Source organism: Pseudomonas sp. PA-5-4B (genome assembly GCF_021606215.1).
GTDB lineage: Bacteria > Pseudomonadota > Gammaproteobacteria > Pseudomonadales > Pseudomonadaceae > Aquipseudomonas > Aquipseudomonas edaphica.
In genome coordinates, this window is sequence record NZ_WKDB01000020.1 from 49,310 (window position 1) to 65,648 (window position 16,339).

Genomic DNA, 16,339 nt, shown 5'->3' on the forward strand with positions numbered 1-16,339 from the left:
GGCATTTAGCTGACGCCAATAATTTGCCACAAACTGTTTAACAACCGGACAACCACCGCCTATAAAGAACCTGTACAGCCCTCGGGCTAAAGCCTTCACCCTCTGTAAAAGGCCAACACCATGATCGACCTTTCCACCTGGAACCTCAGCATCCCGGTCGGCTCCCCGCCCACGACCATCGACACCCCCAAGCTGCTGAGCGGCTTCAAGGACCAGTACTTCCAGGCCGAAGGCAGCAACGTGCAATTCTGGACACCCGTGACCGGCACCCGCACCGAAAACGCCATCTACCCACGCAGCGAGTTACGCGAAACCTACGCCGATGGGCGCCTGCGCAACTGGACTTACAACGAAGCCAACAACTTCCTGCGCGCCACCGTGGCCGTCAACCAGGTGCCCTCCAGCGGCAAAGTGGTCATCGGCCAGATCCACGCGTATGACAGCCAGAAACCGCTGATCAAACTGGAGTATCAATTCAAGGAAAAAACCCAGACCGGCAACATCGTCGCCAAGGTGCGCATGCGCCCGGATGATGGTGAGGGGCGCGTGGTCACCGTCGCCTCCAATGTGCCACTCAACAAAAGCTTTACCTACGTGATCAACCTCAATAAAGCCGGGCTGCTCAATGTGTATGCCGCAGATGGCGAATGGAACGAGCGCATAGGCGCCGCGTGGGGTGCGAAACCGCTGTACTTCAAGGCAGGGGTGTATGTGCAGGACAACAGCGGCGACAGCAAGGAAGGCGCACGGGTGACGTTTGCCAAGTTAGATATTGATCACGAGTAGAGCGTGAAAGAAGCCCCGTTAGTAACGGGGCCTCTTAGTGGGTTTAATCAACGCACATCAGCATAAAGCCCATTGAAGAATCGCCGGCGGGTTTGTTATCACCCACCATGAGTGTCAATACATTAATGTAATTGATCGCCGGCAGCCCACCCAACTTGGCGTGACCATAGAAGATACGTTCATTAGAGTACACATCCGTCACCGACACCGTACAGAAGCTCGGCACCTCTTTAAAAACACCGGGCACGAATCTAACTTTATACTCTGAAAAGTAGTCAGGTTGCGCAGTCAATTTTACTTCTTTAATCCACGTGGGCGATTGCGCATAGACCGTTCCCTTATCGTCAACAGACGCTGTATATACCCTGCCTTTCCCATAGACCGACGCAGCAGAGCCCACTGCCATCAACGCTATGAAAATGCCAGCAACTTTAATAAAGTTCATTATCACTTCTCTCTCATCGAATACATTTCAAAGCCCAACCTTAAATGATTCGAAGGCGATAAAAGCGCACTTTCAATGGTGTACAAATAAAACAGAAAAACCATCAAGACACTGTGCGTTCTACTGACCGGCTTTAGGATGCTTCCGATCGCAAACAACTGTTGAGTCGCCACTATTCGTAGGCAAACTCCGACAAACACCAAGACTATTCCCTGATTACTCCGACCTCTTAAACACACCACCGAACCCTGTGGGAGCCGGGCTTGCCCGCGATGGCGGTGTATCAGCCACCATCAGCAGTGCCTGACACACCGCCATCGCGGGCAAGCCCGGCTCCCACATTGGATCTCCATCGGTTCGGGGATCGAGGTTGGTCCTACACGACCGTTGCGGGCGGACAGATCGCCGCTTATAGTTCGCCCCGTCGCTGAGAACAGCGATAGGGTTTCGCAGCCCTACCGAGTTAATACTGCACCCGTCACAAACGGCCCCGGCGCTCCGCCGACGGCCGTCCTTGTTATGGCGGCTGTGCGTGGGAGACCTTCGGGTCTGCCGGGTCTTAACTCCTCGGTCTGCGAACCCGCGTACAGCTGCCACCTAATTTGTTTCGCAGCAAACGGTGGTCATTCTTCTTTTGAGTTAAGGATTCACCATGACCGACCCATTACCGCCCCGCCGCTTCTACCCCTGCACCGAATCCGCCACCGATTCACCCGTGCTCTTGATCGACAGCGCCGCCCCACTGCCCGACCTCCACGCCTGCCTGCGCGAACGCCTCAACGCCGCCCTCGAACACCTCAACCTGATGGCCTGCTCCAGCCTCCCGGACTTCGCCGAGCGCGACCTGAATAACGTGGCCAATACCGCACGTATTCTGGTGCAGGACGTGAGCGACGTGTTCCGCGTCATTGAGCACCGAGGTTTCGATACCGCTGCCTGATCAAATCCCGGCCACAAAAAAGCCCGCATCGCTGCGGGCTTCTTTTTAAACGCTTAAGGCTCAGTTCACCTTGGCGTTCAACTCACCTTTCAGGTAACGCTGGTACATCGCTTCCAACGAGATCGGCTTGATCTTCGAAGCATTACCGGCAGTACCAAACGCTTCGTAGCGAGCGATACATACATCACGCATGGCCGTTACGGTAGCGCCGAAGAATTTACGTGGGTCAAATTCGCTCGGGTTGGTAGCCATCAGGCGACGCATTGCGCCGGTGGACGCCAGGCGCAGGTCGGTGTCGATGTTGACCTTGCGCACGCCGTACTTGATGCCTTCGACGATTTCTTCAACCGGCACGCCGTAGGTTTCTTTGATGTCGCCGCCGTACTGGTTGATGATCGCCAACCATTCTTGCGGGACCGAGGAAGAGCCGTGCATCACCAGGTGGGTGTTAGGGATGCGTTTGTGGATTTCCTTGATGCGGTCGATAGCCAGCACGTCACCGGTAGGCGGCTTGGTGAACTTGTAGGCGCCGTGGCTGGTGCCGATGGCGATGGCCAGGGCGTCCACTTGGGTCTTTTTCACGAAGTCAGCGGCTTCTTCCGGGTCGGTCAGCATCTGGCTGTGATCCAGCACGCCTTCGGCGCCGATGCCGTCTTCTTCGCCGGCCATACCGGTTTCCAGGGAACCCAGGCAGCCCAGCTCGCCCTCAACCGACACCCCACAGGCGTGAGCCATGGCCACGGTTTGCTGGGTTACGCGCACGTTGTACTCGTAGTCGGTTGGGGTCTTGCCGTCTTCGCCCAGGGAGCCGTCCATCATTACCGAGCTGAAACCCAGTTGGATTGAGCGCTGGCACACGTCAGGGCTGGTGCCGTGGTCCTGGTGCATGCACACCGGGATGTGCGGGAATTCTTCGATAGCGGCGAGGATCAGGTGACGCAGGAACGGGGCGCCGGCGTATTTGCGCGCACCGGCCGAAGCCTGGACGATCACGGGGGAGTCGGTCTTGTCAGCGGCTTCCATGATGGCGCGCATCTGCTCAAGGTTGTTGACGTTAAAGGCTGGGACGCCGTAGCCGAACTCGGCTGCGTGGTCCAGCATTTGACGCATGCTGATAAGTGCCATTGTGTTGTCTCTCCCGGTCGAGGGTCGTTAATCGTGCAAGCCTGCCGTAGCGGCGGCTGCTATTCAAGTTATTGCAGATCAAGGGGTTAAGCTTGAGCTGCTGAATCGTTATTGCAGTGTCCGGTTCGCACATAAGTGACTTTGGAACCGGATCAATGTGGGAGCTGGCTTGCCTGCGATGGGGGCAGATCAGACAACATTTGTTTTGCTGACCCACCGCAATCGCAGGCAAGCCAGCTCCCACATTTTGATCTCATCTATTTTGAGACCGTGTTCTTACTGGGCCTTACAGCCACGCCCAATCAAATCATCGGTGGCGACCCAGTAAACCAGGCCTTCCTCACCTTTTGTGTGAAACGCCAGCTGGCCGTCGCTGTACAGCACGCCCGAGGCGGCAACCTCTTGTTTAAGGCGATAAACCTGGTCCGAACCACCGAGGCGTACATCCACTTCGGAACGGGCCGCATTGGTAAAGCGCCAGTTGACCTCGGCCTTGCTGTCGCAGGTCCAGGTGGTCCATTTGTCTGCCAGCTCTGGCGCCTTGTTGAACATGTTCATGCTGCTGCAACCGGCCAACAAGGCCAGGGCTGCGAGGGCGAAAACGCCTTTCATTGCCACTCCTCGAACGACGACCCCAAGGGCCGCCACTGCTGTCGGTTAGTTGATCAGACCCGTCATGGGCAACCCTGTTCCTGACCGTTGGGCGCGGCGTCGTATTGTTCCAGCCGTTCATTGCCGATGCGCTTGTTGATCACCGGCATGGTTTCGGCCTGCCAATCGGCCTGGTAGCAGCTTTTTTTCGGCGCAGCCCCAGGCGCTTCGGCCTCGGGCACAGCGCTTGGCGTGCTGCCGCAGCCGGCCAACAGGCCCGCTGCGATCACCAGTGCCAACGACTTGATCATGGGAATGCTCCTTTTCCGGATCACGAGCCTTAACCTTTGGCTCGGGTTTCCAGCACTTCAACGGCCGGCAACACTTTGCCTTCGACGAATTCGAGGAATGCGCCGCCACCGGTAGAAATGTAGGAGATCTGGTCAGCAACGCCATATTTATCGATGGCGGCCAGGGTGTCACCGCCGCCGGCGATGGAGAATGCCGAGCTTTCGGCAATCGCCTTGGCCAGCACTTTAGTGCCGTTGCCGAACTGGTCGAACTCAAACACGCCAACCGGGCCGTTCCACAGAATGGTCTGGGAGGCTTTCAGCAGTTGCGCAAAGTTAGCCGCCGTTTGTGGGCCGATATCCAGGATCATGTCGTCAGCCGCCACGTCAGCAATCAGCTTGACGGTGGCTTCGGCGCTTTCCGCGAATTCCTTGGCAACCACCACGTCCACCGGCAGCGGCACGCTGACTTTGGCGGCGATGGCGCGGGCAGTGTCGAGCAGGTCTGGCTCATACAGCGATTTGCCCACCGGGTGCCCGGCTGCGGCCAGGAAGGTGTTGGCGATGCCGCCGCCGACGATCAGCTGGTTGCAGATCTGGCTGAGGCTGTTGAGCACGTCCAGCTTGGTCGACACTTTGGAGCCGGCCACGATGGCAGCCATCGGTTGTGCCGGAGCACCCAGCGCCTTGCCCAATGCATCCAGCTCAGCAGCCAGCAATGGGCCAGCCGCGGCAACTTTAGCGAACTTGGCCACGCCGTGGGTCGAGCCTTCGGCGCGGTGCGCGGTGCCGAAAGCGTCCATCACAAACACGTCGCACAGGGCCGCGTATTGCTGGGCCAGTTCGTCGCTGTTCTTTTTCTCGCCTTTGTTAAAGCGCACGTTTTCGAACAGCACGATATCACCAGGCGCAACAGAGACGCCGCCCAGGTAGTCGGCTACCAGCGGCACGTCGCGGCCCAGGGCCTTGCTCAGGTAGTCGGCTACAGGCTTGAGGCTGTTTTCGGCGCTGAACTCACCTTCGGTCGGGCGACCCAGGTGGGAGCAGACCATCACGGCCGCGCCTTTTTCCAGGGCCAGCTTGATGGTCGGCAGCGAGGCCAGGATTCGCGCATCGCTGGTGACAACACCGTCCTTGACTGGGACGTTGAGGTCTTCGCGAATCAGTACGCGCTTACCTTGCAGATCGAGGTCGGTCATCTTCAACACGGTCATGGGTCGCAGTTCCTGAATTACTGTTGAGGTTGTTTAGAAGCGATGTGCAGATAGTGCTCTGCCACATCCAGCATGCGGTTGGCAAAACCCCATTCGTTGTCGAACCACGCCAGGATGTTCACCAGCCTGGGGCCGGAAACACGGGTCTGGCTGGCATCGACAATCGCCGAATGCGGGTCATGGTTGAAATCACAACTGGCGTGCGGCAACTCGGTGTAGGCCAGCAGGCCTTTGAGCGGGCCGCTGGTGGCGGCGTCGCGCAAGATCCGGTTGACCTCCGTCGCGTCAGTGTCGCTGACGGTTTGCATGGTGATGTCCAGACAGGACACATTCACCGTCGGCACCCGTACGGCTTTGGCCTGGATTCGCCCGGCAAGTTCCGGCAACAGTCGCTCGATGCCACGGGCCAGGCCGGTAGACACCGGAATCACCGACTGGAACGCCGAGCGCGTGCGGCGCAGGTCTTCATGATGATAGGCGTCGATCACCGGCTGGTCGTTCATCGCCGAGTGAATCGTGGTGATCGACACATAATCGATACCGATCGCCTGATCCAGCAGGCGCAACAGCGGCACGCTGCAGTTGGTGGTGCAGGAGGCGTTGGACACCAGCAGTTCATCGCCGGTCAGGCAATCCTGGTTGATACCGTAGACGATGGTGGCGTCCACATCCGCCTCGCTGGCCATCGGCTGGGAAAACAGCACACGCGGTGCGCCGGCGTCGAGAAAACGCTGGCCATCGGCACGGGTGTGATAGACACCGGAACATTCCAGCACCAGGTCAACGCCCAGTGCTTTCCAGTCGATGCCTTCGGGGGTGGCACTGCGCAAGACCTTCACGCAGGTGCCATTAATATGCAGACAATCGCCCTCGACCCGCACTTCGCCGGGGAAGCGGCCGTGGGTGGAGTCAAAGCGTGTCAGGTATTCGATGCTGGCCATGTCAGCCAAATCGTTGATCGCCACAATTTCAAACCCGGCCGCCGCCCCTCGCTCGAACAGAGCACGCAAGACGCAACGACCAATGCGGCCGTAGCCGTTGAGTGCAACTTTGTAGGGACGCGGTTGAGGCATGGGGTTCTCGATCAAGGTGAGTTCGGTGTCGAATGTTCTGACGCCATCGCGGGCAAGCCCGCTCCCACATTAGACCGTAATCCAAATGTGGGAGCGGGCTTGCCCGCGATGGCGCCAGTACAGACAACGCAGACTGACTTAGTCTTCCAGCAGCTCTTCAGCCTGACCCAGGATGTTTTCCAGGGTGAAACCGAATTCTTCGAACAACGCTGGCGCCGGCGCCGACTCACCGTAGGTGGTCATGCCGATCACGCGGCCTTCCAGGCCCACGTACTTGTACCAGTAGTCGGCGTGAGCCGCTTCGATGGCGATACGTGCGCTGACCTGCAACGGCAATACCGATTGCTTGTAGTCGGCATCCTGGGCTTCGAACAGGCTGGTGCACGGCATGGACACAACGCGAACATTGCGGCCCTGGGCGGTCAGCTTGTCGTAGGCCTGAACAGTCAGGCCGACTTCGGAGCCTGTGGAGATCAGGATCAGTTCCGGCTCGCCGATGCAGTCTTTAAGCACATAACCGCCACGGCTGATGTTGGCGATCTGCGCGTCGGTACGCACTTGGTGTTGCAGGTTCTGACGCGAGAAGATCAGCGCCGAAGGGCCGTCCTTACGCTCGATCGCGTGCTTCCAGGCCACGGCCGATTCCACGGCGTCGGCTGGGCGCCAGCAATCCAGGTTCGGCGTGGTACGCAGGCTGGTCAGTTGCTCGACCGGCTGGTGCGTCGGGCCGTCTTCGCCCAGGCCGATGGAGTCGTGGGTGTACACATGGATCACCCGCTTCTTCATCAGCGCGGCCATACGTACCGCATTACGCGCGTATTCCATGAACATCAGGAAGGTCGCGCCGTAAGGCACCAGGCCGCCGTGCAGGGACACGCCGTTCATGATGGCGCTCATGCCGAACTCGCGCACGCCGTAGTACATGTAGTTGCCGCTGGCGTCTTCGGCCGAGACACCTTTGCAACCTTTCCACAGGGTCAGGTTGGAACCGGCCAGGTCAGCCGAACCGCCGAGGATCTCAGGCAGCAATGGGCCAAAGGCGTTCAGGGTGTTCTGGCTGGCTTTACGGCTGGCGATGGTCTCGCCCTTGGCCGCGACTTCGGCGATGTAGGCCGAGGCTTTTTCCGAGAAGTCGGCAGGCAGGTCACCGGCCAGGCGGCGCACCAGTTCGTTGGCCAATTCCGGGAATTCGGCGGAGTAGGCAGCAAAACGCTGGTCCCACTCGGCTTCGGCGGCCAGGCCTTTTTCCTTGGCGCTCCACTCGGCGTAGATGTCAGCCGGGATTTCGAACGGGCCATGGTTCCACTTCAGCGCTTCGCGAGCCAAGGCAATTTCCGCGTCACCCAGTGGGGCGCCGTGGCAGTCTTCTTTACCTTGCTTGTTCGGCGAGCCGAAACCGATGATGGTCTTGCAGCAGATCAGGGTCGGCTGCTCGCTCTTGCGCGCGGTGTCGATGGCGGTCTTGATCTCTTCCGGATCGTGACCGTCAACGTTGCGGATCACCTGCCAGTTGTAGGCTTCGAAACGCTTTGGCGTGTCGTCGGTGAACCAGCCTTCGACTTCGCCGTCGATGGAGATGCCGTTGTCATCGTAGAAGGCAATCAGCTTGCCCAGGCCCAGGGTGCCGGCCAGGGACGCGACTTCGTGGGAAATGCCTTCCATCATGCAGCCATCACCCAGGAACACGTAGGTGTGGTGGTCGACAATGTTGTGGCCAGGGCGGTTGAACTGCGCGCCCAATACTTTTTCCGCCAGCGCAAAACCCACGGCGTTGGCCAGGCCCTGGCCCAGCGGGCCAGTGGTGGTCTCGACGCCTGGGGTGTAGCCGAATTCCGGGTGGCCCGGGGTACGGCTGTGCAGCTGGCGGAAGCTCTTGAGGTCATCGATGGTGACGTCGTAGCCGGTCAGGTGCAGCAGCGAGTAGATCAGCATCGAGCCGTGGCCGTTGGACAGCACGAACCGGTCACGGTCAGCGAACGACGGGTTGCTCGGGTTGTGCTTCAGGTAGTCACGCCAAAGTACCTCGGCGATATCCGCCATGCCCATCGGGGCACCGGGATGGCCGCTGTTGGCTTTTTGCACGGCATCCATGCTGAGGGCACGAATGGCGTTGGCACGCTCACGACGGCTGGGCATCGCTGATCTCCTGGAGTTTGAGTAGAAGAAACGGAAAAAAGGACCGGCATTTTCCCTCAGCCACCGCCTGCGGGCAATGACAGATAGTCACTTGTAGGTGTTTTTCCTGCGGTTTACCCGGCATTGGCTTGCAGAAACAGCCCACCGGTTCGTCTAAAGGTTATAGCGGCTGCTTATAACTACCGATTATCGACCAATATCAAAACTTTTTGATATTGGCCTTGCGGGGATTTCCACCCGTCACTAGACTGCTGGCCTTATGAACCTACCCGTGCCCTCCCTGCGTCCCGACGACGGCGATGAGCTGGCTGCCTTATGCAAGGCCGCTGGTGATCCGTTGCGCCTGAACGTGTTGCGCGCACTGGCCAACGACTCTTTTGGGGTGCTGGAGCTGGCGCAGATCTTCGCCATCGGCCAATCCGGCATGAGCCACCACCTCAAGGTGCTGGCCCAGGCCGAGCTGGTGGCTACGCGCCGCGAAGGCAATGCGATTTTCTATCGCCGCGCCCTGCCCCACACCGAGCTGCTCGGCGGCAAGCTGCACGCTGCCCTGCTCGAAGAGGTAGACAGTTTGGGCCTGCCCAGCGACGTGCAGTCGCGCATCAGCCAGGTCCACGGGCAACGCGCCGCCGCCAGCCAGGACTTTTTCTCACGGGTAGCCGAGAAGTTTCGCGCCCAACAGGACTTGATCGCCGGTTTGCCCCAATACCGCGAAAGCGTACTGGCGCTGTTGGACAAGCTGAGCTTCAGTGATGAGGCGACGGCGTTGGAAGTTGGCCCCGGCGACGGTGGCTTCCTGCCGGAACTGGCACGTCGCTTCAAGCAGGTGACCGCGCTCGACAACAGCCCGGCGATGCTTGAACTGGCGCGCCAGCTGTGCGAGCGCGAAGCGCTGGGCAACGTCAGCCTGCAGTTGGCCGACGCGTTGAATGACACCAGCCTGCTGGCCGATTGTGTGGTGCTGAACATGGTCTTGCACCATTTTGCGGCCCCCGCCGAAGCCCTCAAGCAGATGGCGAATTTGCTGCAACCGGGCGGCAGCCTGCTGGTCACAGATTTATGCAGCCACAACCAGAATTGGGCCAAGGAGGCCTGCGGTGATCTCTGGTTGGGTTTTGAACAGGACGATCTGGCCCGTTGGGCCACCGCTGCGGGACTCGTTCCCGGGGAAAGCCTCTATGTAGGTTTACGTAATGGTTTCCAGATCCAGGTCCGCCACTTTCAGCGACCGACTGGCGACACTCACCATCGGTAAATATCAGGAAAACATCGAGATGAGCGAATACTCCCTTTTCACCTCCGAGTCCGTGTCTGAAGGGCATCCGGACAAAATCGCCGACCAGATTTCTGACGCGGTGCTGGACGCCATCATTGCTGAAGACAAGTTCGCCCGTGTGGCGTGCGAGACTCTGGTGAAAACGGGCGTGGCGATCATCGCCGGTGAAGTCACCACCACGGCCTGGGTCGACCTGGAGCAGATCGTTCGTGACGTGATCACCGACATTGGCTACAACAGCTCCGACGTCGGCTTCGACGGCGCCACCTGCGGCGTGATGAACATCATCGGCAAGCAGTCCCCCGACATCAACCAGGGTGTGGACCGCGCCAAGCCTGAAGATCAGGGCGCCGGCGACCAGGGCCTGATGTTCGGCTACGCCAGCAACGAAACCGACGTGCTGATGCCGGCACCAATCACCTTCTCGCACCAGCTGGTACAGCGCCAGGCGCAAGCACGTAAATCCGGTGTGCTGCCATGGCTGCGTCCAGACGCCAAGTCCCAGGTCACCTGCCGTTACGAAGGCGGCAAAGTGGTGGGCATCGACGCCGTTGTACTGTCGACCCAACACAACCCGGACGTATCCTACGCCGACCTGCGTGAAGGCGTGATGGAGCTGATCGTCAAGCACGTGCTGCCTGCCGAACTGCTGACCAAAGACACTCAGTTCCACATCAACCCGACCGGCCAGTTCATCATCGGCGGCCCAGTGGGTGACTGCGGCCTGACCGGTCGCAAGATCATCGTCGACAGCTACGGCGGCATGGCCCGTCATGGCGGTGGTGCGTTCTCGGGTAAAGACCCCTCCAAGGTTGACCGCTCGGCGGCCTACGCCGGTCGTTACGTGGCCAAGAACATCGTCGCGGCCGGCCTGGCCGAGCGTTGCGAAATCCAGGTTTCCTACGCGATCGGCGTAGCCCAGCCTACGTCGATCTCGCTGAATACCTTCGGCACCGGCAAGATCAGCGATGACAAGATCGTCAAGCTGGTGCGTGAGATCTTCGACCTGCGCCCTTACGCAATCACCACCATGCTCGACCTGCTGCACCCGATGTACCAGGACACTGCAGCCTATGGCCACTTCGGCCGTACCCCTGCGCAGAAGACTGTCGGCGACGACACCTTCACCACCTTCACCTGGGAAAAAACCGACCGCGCCAACGACCTGCGCACTGCCGCCGGCCTGTAAGCACGCGTTGCACCAAAAGCCCCGCCGGGTTCGCCCGACGGGGCTTTTTATTGTCTGCGTGATGACTTTCGTATTTTTTGGATCCAATGCTTGCAGGCCAAATAATGGCCCTCTAGAATCCGCGCCCTCTCGGGCCTCTCACCTTATTTGGATATTGCCTTGCGCCAGCCCGGGATAGACCAGCGCGCAAGCAATCGAACATTGAGGTTTTTCATGCGCATTTCCACGCTCGCTCCTGCCGCCCTGCTGTTGTGCCTGTTTGCCCTGCCGGCCCATGCCGCCGACCTGAGTGCATTGGGTGGCGCCTTGAGCACTCAGCTAGGCGGCAAAACCGGCGACTGTCAGCAGCAAGCCAAAGACCTGCAAGCCAAGATCGATGCGGCGCAAGCCAAGAACGACCTGCTGAGCGTCCAGGCGTTTAAAGCGGCTCAGGAGCAGCTCAACAAAGGTTGTAACAAACTGGCAGAATCCCAGGCCAAGGTCGATGCCAAGCAACAAACACAGGAAGCCAAGATGGAAAAGAACGATGCCGTGAAGGCGTTGGGCGGCCTGTTCAAGTAACTGGTAACACCCGGTAAAAAGCCCCGCACTGCCGGGGCTTTTTTGTGGCTGCCTGGATCACTTAGGCTGAGCGTCCCTTCCGAGCAAGGATGCTCATGATGCATTTACTGATTGCCCTTCTACTCAGCGCCCTGGCGTTTCCAGCCTGGGCCGAAGACTGCCCCGAAGAGGCACGCTCACAGGTCGGCACCCTGGCTGAACAGCTCAAGCTCTGGGATGACAGTTACCACCGGCTCGGTCAGTCCCCGGTCAGCGACGAGCTGTACGACCAGGCCCGACAGCGCCTGGCGCGGTGGCAGGCCTGTTTTGCGCAAACGCAGTCGACGGCTGATAACCCGCTGGCAGGTGCACGCGGTACGCAGCCTCATCCAGTCGCTCATACCGGCCTGGAAAAGCTGGTGGATGAAGGGGCCGTGGGTGAGTGGCTCAAGACACGCCAGGACGTCTGGATCCAGCCCAAGGTCGACGGCGTTGCGGTGACGCTGGTGTATCGCAAAGGCCGCCTGAGCCAGCTCATCAGCCGTGGCGACGGCCTGCTCGGTCAGGACTGGACAGCCGCCGCGCGCAAGATCCAGGGCATTGTCCAGCAACTGCCAGAGCCCATCGACCTGGTGCTGCAAGGCGAACTCTATTGGCGTCTTGACGATCATGTGCAGTCCGAACACGGCGGGCTCAGTGCCCGCAGCAAAGTGGCCGGGCTGATGAATCGCCGACAGTTAAGCGATGCCGAGGCCTCCAGGATCGGGCTATTCGTCTGGGCCTGGCCCGACGGCCCGACAGACTTCAGCACGCGCCTGGCCACCCTGGCGCGCTGGGGGTTCACCGATAGCCGCCGCTACAGCCATCCCGTGCAAAACCTCACTGAAGCCGCGCATTGGCGCAGGTACTGGTACAACCATCCGCTGCCCTTTGCCAGCGATGGCGTGGTGTTGCACCAGGCCCGGCACGCACCTGCCAAGCGCTGGCAGGTCAGCGCGCCGTATTGGGCGGTCGCCTGGAAATACCCGATAACCAGGGCTTTGGCGCTGGTACGCAAGGTGCAGTTCAAGATCGGCCGCACGGGGCGTATCACGCCCATTCTGGAACTGGAGTCGGTGCGACTGGACGACCGGCAAATCCGCCGCGTCAGCGTCGGCTCCTTGAAACACTGGCATGCACTGGATATCCGCCCCGGCGATCAGGTCTCCATCAGCCTTGCCGGCCAAGTGATTCCTCGGTTGGAGCAAGTGATCCTGCGCAACGAGACCAGGGTGGCGGTGCAAGTACCGGATGCGCGCAACTTCCACGCCTTGAGTTGTTGGCAACTGGACCCTGGCTGCGAAGAGCAATTGCTCGCGCGCCTGACCTGGCTGAGCAGCAACCAGGGACTGGCCCTGCCTTATATGGGCCGCGAGACCTGGAACGCATTGATCCAGGCCGGTCTAATCGCAGGCATTCTCGATTGGTTAACCCTGGATGCGGCAGAGCTTGCTAACATTGACGGCTTCGGTGATCGCCGCCGTGCCCGGGTGCTCGACAGCCTGCAAAGCGCGCGGCAACGGCCCTTTGCACAATGGCTAAAAGCCCTGGGCGTACCGCCTTCGGCGCGCAACGATCTGGAGGGTGGCTGGCAGGCCCTGGCCGCCAAAGACACGCAAGCCTGGCTGGCCACCGACGGCATTGGCCCGGGCCGCGCGGCGCAATTGAGCGCTTTTTTTCGCGACCCGCAAGTACAAGCGTTAGCTGAAACATTACGCGTGGCTGGAATTGACGGGTTTTAAGCCCAACCCGGCCACTTTTACTCCCGGCAGAATTCACCCTGCCATCCGATTGCGACCTTGGAGCCTCACATGAAATTTCTAGCCCCACTTGCCTTGTTGGCCACCGTAAGCCTGGCGAACATGCCGCTGCTGGCCGCCGAAGAAGTGCCAGAACTCACCGGCTGCGCCGCCAAGCGCCAGGCCATCAGCGCACAAATCGAACAAGCCAAGACCCATGGCAACAGCGAACAACAAGCCGGCCTGGAAAAAGCCCTGAGCGAAGTCACCGCCCACTGCACCGATGCGTCCTTGCGCAAAGAACGCGAGAACAAAGTGCTCGACGCCAAGCACGAAGTCACCCGCCGTCAGGCCGACCTCGACAAGGCGATGAAAAAAGGCGATGCCGACAAGATCAACAAACGCAAAGACAAGCTGGCTCAGTCGCGCAAAGAACTGCAGGAGGCTGTCGACGAACTCGACAAATAAAACCGGTCAGTGGTCGCGAAACTGTTTATGGCAGGCCGTGCAGGCATCTTCGACTTTCTGCACCGCAGGCCCCAGGTTGCTGGCCTTGTAGGGCTGCACCTGGCTTGCGATTACCAATTCACCGGTAGCCGTTTCAAGGTTTCGGGCCAGCTCCTGGAAGCGTGCCTGCTGTTGCCACACAGTATCCTTGGCGCTGGTGTGATCTTCCTCACGCACACTCGGGAAATGCTTCCACGGTTCGTGGGACAACGCATCGAGCTTGACCGCGCCTTCGGCGAACTTCGCGCCGTCGAACGGGATACGCCCACGCAGCATGCCGCCCAGGTCTTCGCCGGTCTTGAGCATCTGCTTGAAGATGGCCTTGCGTTGGCCCAGCGGCGAATTAGGATCGACACCGCCGCAGGCGGACAAGGTCAGGCAGGCCAGCAATACCACGGTCAGCTTTTTAAAAGTCATGATGGCTTCAGGGTCACGGGAAACGGCGGCCAGTATCCTCGCCCCGCCCGCAAAGACCAATAGCCCTATTAATAATAAGGGTTGCCTGAATGCGCTGCGGCGCAGGCAACCGCTTCAGGAATTACGTGTATGAATGTCACCTTGAAACGCTGGAGCCGCCGAATGGTGTGGGCTCTGCCGATGGTTGCGCTGCTGGCCGGTTGCGATGGCGGCAAAGACACCGGCAAAAAAGATGAAGCGGCCAAGCCCCATGCCGTCGCCACCTATGTCAGTGCACCGTGGGAAGCGCTGCCGGCGGTTTCCGACAGCGACCTGCTGGCCGGGTTTGAATCCTGGCGCAGTGCCTGCCAGCGCCTCAAGGCTGATCCGGTGTGGGGCGCAACCTGTGCCGCCGCCGCCACCGTACCGGGCGATGCCGTAGCCGTGCGCGGTTTTCTCAAGGAGCGCCTGGATGTGTTCGGCCTGCGCTCGGCCGACAACACACCCAATGGCCTGATCACCGGCTACTACGAGCCGGTCTACCCCGGCAGCCTGACCGAAACCGCCACCGCCCATGTGCCGGTGTACGGCGTGCCGGACGACCTGATCATCGTCAACCTGGAAAGCATCTACCCGGAACTCAAGGGCAAGCGCCTGCGCGGCCGCCTCGAGGGCCGTGTACTCAAGCCGTATGACGACGCCAGCACCATCAACGGCCAAGGCTCCACTGCCAAGCCGATTGCCTGGCTGACCAACCCGATGGACCTGCAATTCCTGCAGATTCAAGGCTCGGGGCGTATTCAACTGGCCGGTGGGCGCCAATTGCGCGTGGGCTATGGCGACCAGAATGGTTACCCGTACCGCCCGATCGGCCGCTGGCTGGTGGAGCAAGGCGAACTGAAAAAAGAAGACGTGACCATGGGCGCCATCAGCGCCTGGGCCAAGGCCAACCCGCAGCGCATTCCGCAATTGTTGGCGAGCAACCCCAGCTACGTGTTTTTCAGCGCCCGCCCGGACAGCAACGAAGGCCCGCGCGGCTCACTGAATGTGCCGCTGACGGCGGGTTACAGCGTGGCGGTGGACCGCAAGGTGATTCCGCTGGGCAGCCTGTTGTGGCTGTCGACCACCAAACCCGATGGCTCGCCCATCGCACGGCCCGTCGCCGCGCAGGACACCGGCGGCGCGATCACCGGCGAAGTGCGCGCAGACTTGTTCTGGGGCACCGGTGACGCGGCGGGTGAGCTGGCGGGGAATATGAAGCAGCAGGGGCAGATCTGGATGCTGTGGCCCAAGGGCGCGGCGTTGCCCCACGTGCCGGATGCGCCAGCTGGCACCTGAATAACGCTGAAGAACCCATGTGTGCGGGCTTGTGTGGGAGCTGGCTTGCCTGCGATAGCATCACCGCGGTGTAACTGACATACCGAGGTGCCCGAATCGCAGGCAAGCCAGCTCCCACACAAGCCAGCTCCCACAGGGGATTACGTCAAACCTCTAGATCGACACAAAAAAGAAACTCGCAATCAACGCCATCCCCACCGCCCACACCAGCGAACGCAGCATCGCCCAGTCGGCCAGGTAGCAAATGATGTACAGCAGCCGACTGGTGATAAACAGCACCGCCAGCACATTGATGGTCACCAGCGACGCCGTACCGGCCAGGTGCGCGATGATTACCGCCGCTGCAAACGCAGGCGTCACTTCAAAGCTGTTGAGCTGGGCATTGTGGGCGCGCTTGGCGACGCCTTCGACGGTATCCAGGAAGGCACGCGGGTCGTGGTTCTGCCGCGGGCCGAACTTGCCACCGCTGAACTTGGCCACCCCCGTGCACAGGTAAGGCAGGAATATTGCGATCAACACACACCAGAAAGCGGCCGTCATGATGGATTCCTTTTTTTGTTTTAAATAGAAATTAGAGTTTTAGCACTATCACTGCAAAATCGCACTCACCGGCTATGAACCGAAGCACGCCGAAAGGTTCTATCGCGCTTTTAGCCCGTGCCTTGAAACATCCCGCCGCTGTTGCGGTCCATCCCAGCAATAACGACCTTCCCTC

17 protein-coding genes are annotated in these 16,339 nt (G+C 60.1%); 8 read left to right on the forward strand and 9 right to left on the reverse strand.

The genetic code is table 11. The features are described 5' to 3' along the window. Positions 1-120: 120 nt before the first annotated feature. Positions 121-786, forward strand: coding sequence for a polysaccharide lyase family 7 protein (locus GIW28_RS12210; RefSeq protein WP_017139391.1), 666 nt, complete (start codon positions 121-123; stop codon positions 784-786). A 43-nt stretch (positions 787-829) separates the two neighbouring features. Here the strand turns inward: GIW28_RS12210 and GIW28_RS12215 are convergent, their stop codons facing one another. Further along, the gene (locus GIW28_RS12215; protein ID WP_017139392.1) at positions 830-1,231 is read right to left on the reverse strand and encodes a hypothetical protein; all 402 of its coding nucleotides are present in this window, start codon (positions 1,229-1,231) and stop codon (positions 830-832) included. Positions 1,232-1,883: 652 nt separating this feature from the next. Here GIW28_RS12215 and GIW28_RS12220 point away from each other — a divergent pair. After that, positions 1,884-2,171 (forward strand): hypothetical protein, encoded by a 288-nt coding sequence (locus GIW28_RS12220; protein WP_017139393.1) that lies wholly within the window; start codon positions 1,884-1,886, stop codon positions 2,169-2,171. A 60-nt stretch (positions 2,172-2,231) separates the two neighbouring features. Here GIW28_RS12220 and fba read toward each other — a convergent pair whose 3' ends face one another. The 6 genes from fba to tkt form a co-directional block, all read right to left on the reverse strand. Further along, entirely contained in the window at positions 2,232-3,296 is a 1,065-nt protein-coding gene (gene fba, locus GIW28_RS12225; protein WP_003177554.1) for a class II fructose-bisphosphate aldolase, read from the reverse strand. Between the two features lie 276 nt (positions 3,297-3,572). Beyond that, positions 3,573-3,908: an MliC family protein gene (locus GIW28_RS12230; protein ID WP_236446076.1), complete on the reverse strand. Its 336-nt coding sequence runs from the start codon at positions 3,906-3,908 to the stop codon at positions 3,573-3,575. A gap of 62 nt (positions 3,909-3,970) precedes the next feature. Continuing rightward, entirely contained in the window at positions 3,971-4,198 is a 228-nt protein-coding gene (locus GIW28_RS12235) for a hypothetical protein (RefSeq protein WP_017139395.1), read from the reverse strand. 29 nt (positions 4,199-4,227) lie between these two features. Further along, on the reverse strand, positions 4,228-5,391 hold the full coding sequence (locus GIW28_RS12240; RefSeq protein WP_099550363.1) for a phosphoglycerate kinase: 1,164 nt from the start codon (positions 5,389-5,391) through the stop codon (positions 4,228-4,230). Positions 5,392-5,408: 17 nt separating this feature from the next. Further along, entirely contained in the window at positions 5,409-6,464 is a 1,056-nt protein-coding gene (gene epd / locus GIW28_RS12245) for an erythrose-4-phosphate dehydrogenase (protein ID WP_017139397.1), read from the reverse strand. A 138-nt stretch (positions 6,465-6,602) separates the two neighbouring features. Further along, a complete protein-coding gene (gene tkt, locus GIW28_RS12250) occupies positions 6,603-8,600 on the reverse strand; it encodes a transketolase (protein WP_138453924.1) in 1,998 nt (665 codons plus the stop codon). Between the two features lie 259 nt (positions 8,601-8,859). Here tkt and GIW28_RS12255 point away from each other — a divergent pair, with 259 nt between their 5' ends. From GIW28_RS12255 to GIW28_RS12275, 5 genes are all read left to right on the forward strand, one after another. After that, a complete protein-coding gene (locus GIW28_RS12255) occupies positions 8,860-9,855 on the forward strand; it encodes an ArsR/SmtB family transcription factor (protein WP_017139399.1) in 996 nt (331 codons plus the stop codon). A gap of 19 nt (positions 9,856-9,874) precedes the next feature. Beyond that, complete coding sequence (gene metK / locus GIW28_RS12260) at positions 9,875-11,065, forward strand: methionine adenosyltransferase (RefSeq protein ID WP_099550362.1); 1,191 nt, start codon at positions 9,875-9,877, stop codon at positions 11,063-11,065. Positions 11,066-11,278: 213 nt separating this feature from the next. Continuing rightward, a complete protein-coding gene (locus GIW28_RS12265) occupies positions 11,279-11,626 on the forward strand; it encodes a hypothetical protein (protein ID WP_169987539.1) in 348 nt (115 codons plus the stop codon). A gap of 95 nt (positions 11,627-11,721) precedes the next feature. Further along, a complete protein-coding gene (ligB, locus tag GIW28_RS12270) occupies positions 11,722-13,386 on the forward strand; it encodes an NAD-dependent DNA ligase LigB (protein WP_099550361.1) in 1,665 nt (554 codons plus the stop codon). A 69-nt stretch (positions 13,387-13,455) separates the two neighbouring features. Next, a complete protein-coding gene (locus tag GIW28_RS12275) occupies positions 13,456-13,851 on the forward strand; it encodes a DUF1090 domain-containing protein (RefSeq protein ID WP_099550360.1) in 396 nt (131 codons plus the stop codon). Between the two features lie 6 nt (positions 13,852-13,857). Here the strand turns inward: GIW28_RS12275 and GIW28_RS12280 are convergent, their stop codons facing one another. Next, on the reverse strand, positions 13,858-14,307 hold the full coding sequence (locus GIW28_RS12280) for a c-type cytochrome (protein WP_017139404.1): 450 nt from the start codon (positions 14,305-14,307) through the stop codon (positions 13,858-13,860). 129 nt (positions 14,308-14,436) lie between these two features. On the opposite strand from GIW28_RS12280, the gene mltA reads away from it, so the two are divergent. Beyond that, a complete protein-coding gene (gene mltA / locus GIW28_RS12285) occupies positions 14,437-15,624 on the forward strand; it encodes a murein transglycosylase A (protein ID WP_017139405.1) in 1,188 nt (395 codons plus the stop codon). Positions 15,625-15,777: 153 nt separating this feature from the next. On the opposite strand, the gene GIW28_RS12290 is transcribed toward mltA, so the two are convergent. Further along, positions 15,778-16,164 carry an MAPEG family protein gene (locus GIW28_RS12290; protein WP_017139406.1) on the reverse strand — a complete coding sequence of 129 codons (387 nt, stop codon included), beginning with the start codon at positions 16,162-16,164 and terminating at the stop codon, positions 15,778-15,780. Positions 16,165-16,339: the final 175 nt, after the last annotated feature.